Raw genomic sequence first — 3231 nt, forward strand, 5'->3', positions numbered from 1 at the left:
GTAGAAATCCCTGTAACTGTTACACCTGTTAAAGGTTTAGAAATTCCAGTTACTAAAACGCCACTACAACCAGAAGACTACACTAAAGGAATTAAGATTCCAGAAGGTGGAAAAGTAACGAAAGTAGAAAACATTCCAGACTTAACAACACCAGGTAAGAAAGATCCAGTAAAAGTAACTGTAGAATTACCAAATGGAAAAGTAATAACAGTAGAAGTGCCTATAACTGTAACTCCAGCAACTGGAATAGAAACTCCTGTTACCGATACACCTTTAACTAGAGAAGATATTGAAAAACATGTTAAAGTCCCTGAAGGTGGAAAAATTATTGGTGTAGGTGAAATTCCTAAAGTTAATACACCAGGAGATAAGGGAACTGTTAAAGTGAAAATTGAACTTCCAAATGGAAAACAAGTAGAGGTAGAAGTTCCTGTAAACGTTACGCCAATAAAAGATATAGTTAAGAAACTAGGTGATCCGATTACCAATGAAGATGTTGAAAAACATATTAAGATTCCAGAAGGTGGTAGAGTGATAAGTATTGGAGATAAACCTTCAACAGATGTTCCAGGTGAAAGACCTAGTATTCCAGTAGTTATTGAATTACCAGGAGGAAAACGTGTTACTGTAAAAGTACCAGTAATTGTAACACCAAAAACTACTCCAATAGTAGTTAAAGTAGGTACTCCAATAACACAAGATGATGTTAAAAAACATGTCGATCTACCAGAAGGATGGAAAATAACGAAAGTAGGAGAAATCCCAACAACTAAAACACCAGGTAATAAACCTTCAGTAACTGTTGAAATAGAATTACCTGATGGTAGAAAAGTTACGGTAGATGTGCCAGTAATTGTAACGCCGAATGTGACACCTATTGTTGTAGAAGTAGGAACACCTATTACAGAAAATGACGTTAAAAAACATGTAGATCTGCCGGAAGGATGGAAGATTACAAAAGTGGGAGAAATTCCAAAAACTGATACAGCGGGCGAAAAACTATCTGTACCTGTAGAAATAGAGTTACCAAATGGTCAAAAAGTTATAGTTAATGTTCCAGTGAAAGTAATTGAAAAACACAAAGTGCCTGAAAATAATAATAATAATAATAATTCAAACGTAAATCCTCATCAAACAAGCACTGCTAAAGAGCCAATGACAAATACTTCATCTGGAAAAGTTAATGCTAATAAAATTGAAAAATTACCAAATACAGGTTTAGAAAATAATTCTATAGCGGGTTATGGTTTAGCAATATTTGGACTAGCACTATCAGTATTGAAACGTCGTAAAGAAAAATAATTTCTTAAAAAAGAGAAGCATAAAATTTTGCTTCTCTTTTTTATTTATGAATATTTTATTTGTTGGATTTTTTCAATTTTTCAGATCGACAAAAAAAACTCTAATAAATTCTATTTAGAGCTTTTTCCTGAATTATATTTAATTGGGCTTTTTAGAAATTAATGCTGAAAAATCTAAATCATCATATTTACTTTTATTAAGACCGGTTAATGAATCAAAGTCGGTATCAGGGAATAATGGATCAAAATCATCAATACTAGTGTTTGAATGGTGGCTTGAAGAGTCTTTGTTAATCTCATTTCCATAAGTATTCAATAATTTACTAGTTTCACTGTAATACTTAGGCTCCTGTGATTGAGTGCTTTCTTCGTAATTATACTCTATTGAAACTTCTCCAAAATTTTCGTTAGCTGATTCTTGAGGATTATAAAATAACACCCCGTACTCTTCTAAAAGTTCCTCTTTTGAATAATTTTTTAAAGGATCTTCTATAGGTGAAATTGTACTTTCATATATTTTTTTGACAAGATTTTCATCTGTTTGAATTTTATTGTCTTCAATCTTCCAAGTTGAAATAAGTCTATGTATTATATCTAATTGTTCATCTGAAAGTAGGTGAAGTTTTGATTTAATTTCTTTTAATTTATCCATAGCTTTACACTGCTTCTTTATTTTCTTTTAAATATTCAATATAGTCATTACCCCAAATTTCTAATTCATTAAGTACTGATTGGAATTTTTTTCCAATATCTGTTAAGCTGTACTCAACTTTTGGTGGAATTTGAGCATAAACTTTACGATTTATTAATCCATCTTGTTCTAATTGTTTTAATTGTTTTGTTAACGTTGCTTGTGTAATTGTCCCTAGTGATCTTTGTAACTCATTAAATCTAACACTTTTATCTTCAAGTAGGTGAAGAATTAGTATTGTCCATTTACCAGACAATATTTTTTGAGTTGTAAAAAAGGGGCATTTTCCAAAAGGTTCTTGTTGTTCCATAAAAAAATCTCCTTAAAAATTCATTAGTATTATACAATTCTATCTTAAAAGATACTTACTATTGTAAAAAAACGTACTTGATAAAATTTTGGTAAATATTATAATTATATATATAACAATTATAAAACAAATAATAAAGTTTGGCAATAGCCAAAAGACGGAGGACATAATAATGACAGAAGCAAAAAAATTATATCAAAACAGAAGAAGTGTTTATGCACTAGGTAAAAATTTACCAATTTCAGAACAAGAAGCATTAGAAATTATCGATAATGCAGTAAAATACTCACCAAGTGCCTTTAACTCACAAACTGCACACGCTGTAGTATTATTAGGTGAAAATCACCAAAAACTTTGGGATATTACTTTCGGAGAATTAGAAAAATTCTTACCAACAGAAGAAGCTAAAGCAGCTACAAAAGGTAAAATTGACAGTTTCGCTGCGGCTTACGGAACAATTTTATTCTTCGAAGATCACGATGTAGTGAAAGGTCTTCAAGAACAATTCCCATCATATGCTGACAATTTCCCAATTTGGTCAGAACAATCAACAGGGATTGCATCATTTGCAGTTTGGAATGCATTAGCAGAAGCTGGAGTTGGAGCTAACATTCAACATTATAATCCAGTAATTGATGAAAAAGTTGCTGCAGAATGGGATATTCCAGCTAACTTAGTACTACGTGCTCAAATGCCATTTGGTGAAAAATTACAAGAAGCTGCACCAATTGAAAGAACTTCAAGAGTAAGAGTAGTAAAATAAGATTTGATTTAACGACGGATTAAATGAGTAATAATAACGCTGAGATAGAAATATCTTGGCGTTATTTTATATTATGAGTAGGCGTAAGTTTTAGCGAATGATTAATGTAGAAAAAGACGCCTGATTTTGTGATAAATGATTATTGCTATAAATATTATTTATACCT

At 31.1% G+C, this 3231-nt stretch carries 4 protein-coding genes; 2 read left to right on the top strand and 2 right to left on the bottom strand.

The features are described 5' to 3' along the window. Positions 1 to 1302: Rib/alpha-like domain-containing protein (locus tag O3884_RS08915; RefSeq protein ID WP_371453030.1), on the top strand; the 1302-nt coding region annotated here is incomplete at its 5' end. A gap of 138 nt (positions 1303 to 1440) precedes the next feature. Here O3884_RS08915 and O3884_RS08920 read toward each other — a convergent pair. Together O3884_RS08920 and O3884_RS08925 are read right to left on the bottom strand one after the other, a co-directional pair. Continuing rightward, positions 1441 to 1953 carry a hypothetical protein gene (locus O3884_RS08920; protein WP_371453032.1) on the bottom strand — a complete coding sequence of 171 codons (513 nt, stop codon included), beginning with the start codon at positions 1951 to 1953 and terminating at the stop codon, positions 1441 to 1443. 4 nt (positions 1954 to 1957) lie between these two features. Next, positions 1958 to 2302, bottom strand: a complete 345-nt coding sequence (locus O3884_RS08925) for a winged helix-turn-helix transcriptional regulator (RefSeq protein ID WP_294681213.1) — start codon at positions 2300 to 2302, stop codon at positions 1958 to 1960. Positions 2303 to 2474: 172 nt separating this feature from the next. Between O3884_RS08925 and O3884_RS08930 the strand changes: the two genes are divergently transcribed. Beyond that, the gene (locus tag O3884_RS08930; RefSeq protein WP_371453034.1) at positions 2475 to 3065 is read left to right on the top strand and encodes a nitroreductase family protein; all 591 of its coding nucleotides are present in this window, start codon (positions 2475 to 2477) and stop codon (positions 3063 to 3065) included. Positions 3066 to 3231 lie beyond the last annotated feature (166 nt).

The organism is Gemella sp. 20925_1_85 (assembly GCF_041433735.1).
Taxonomy (GTDB): Bacteria; Bacillota; Bacilli; order Staphylococcales; family Gemellaceae; genus Gemella.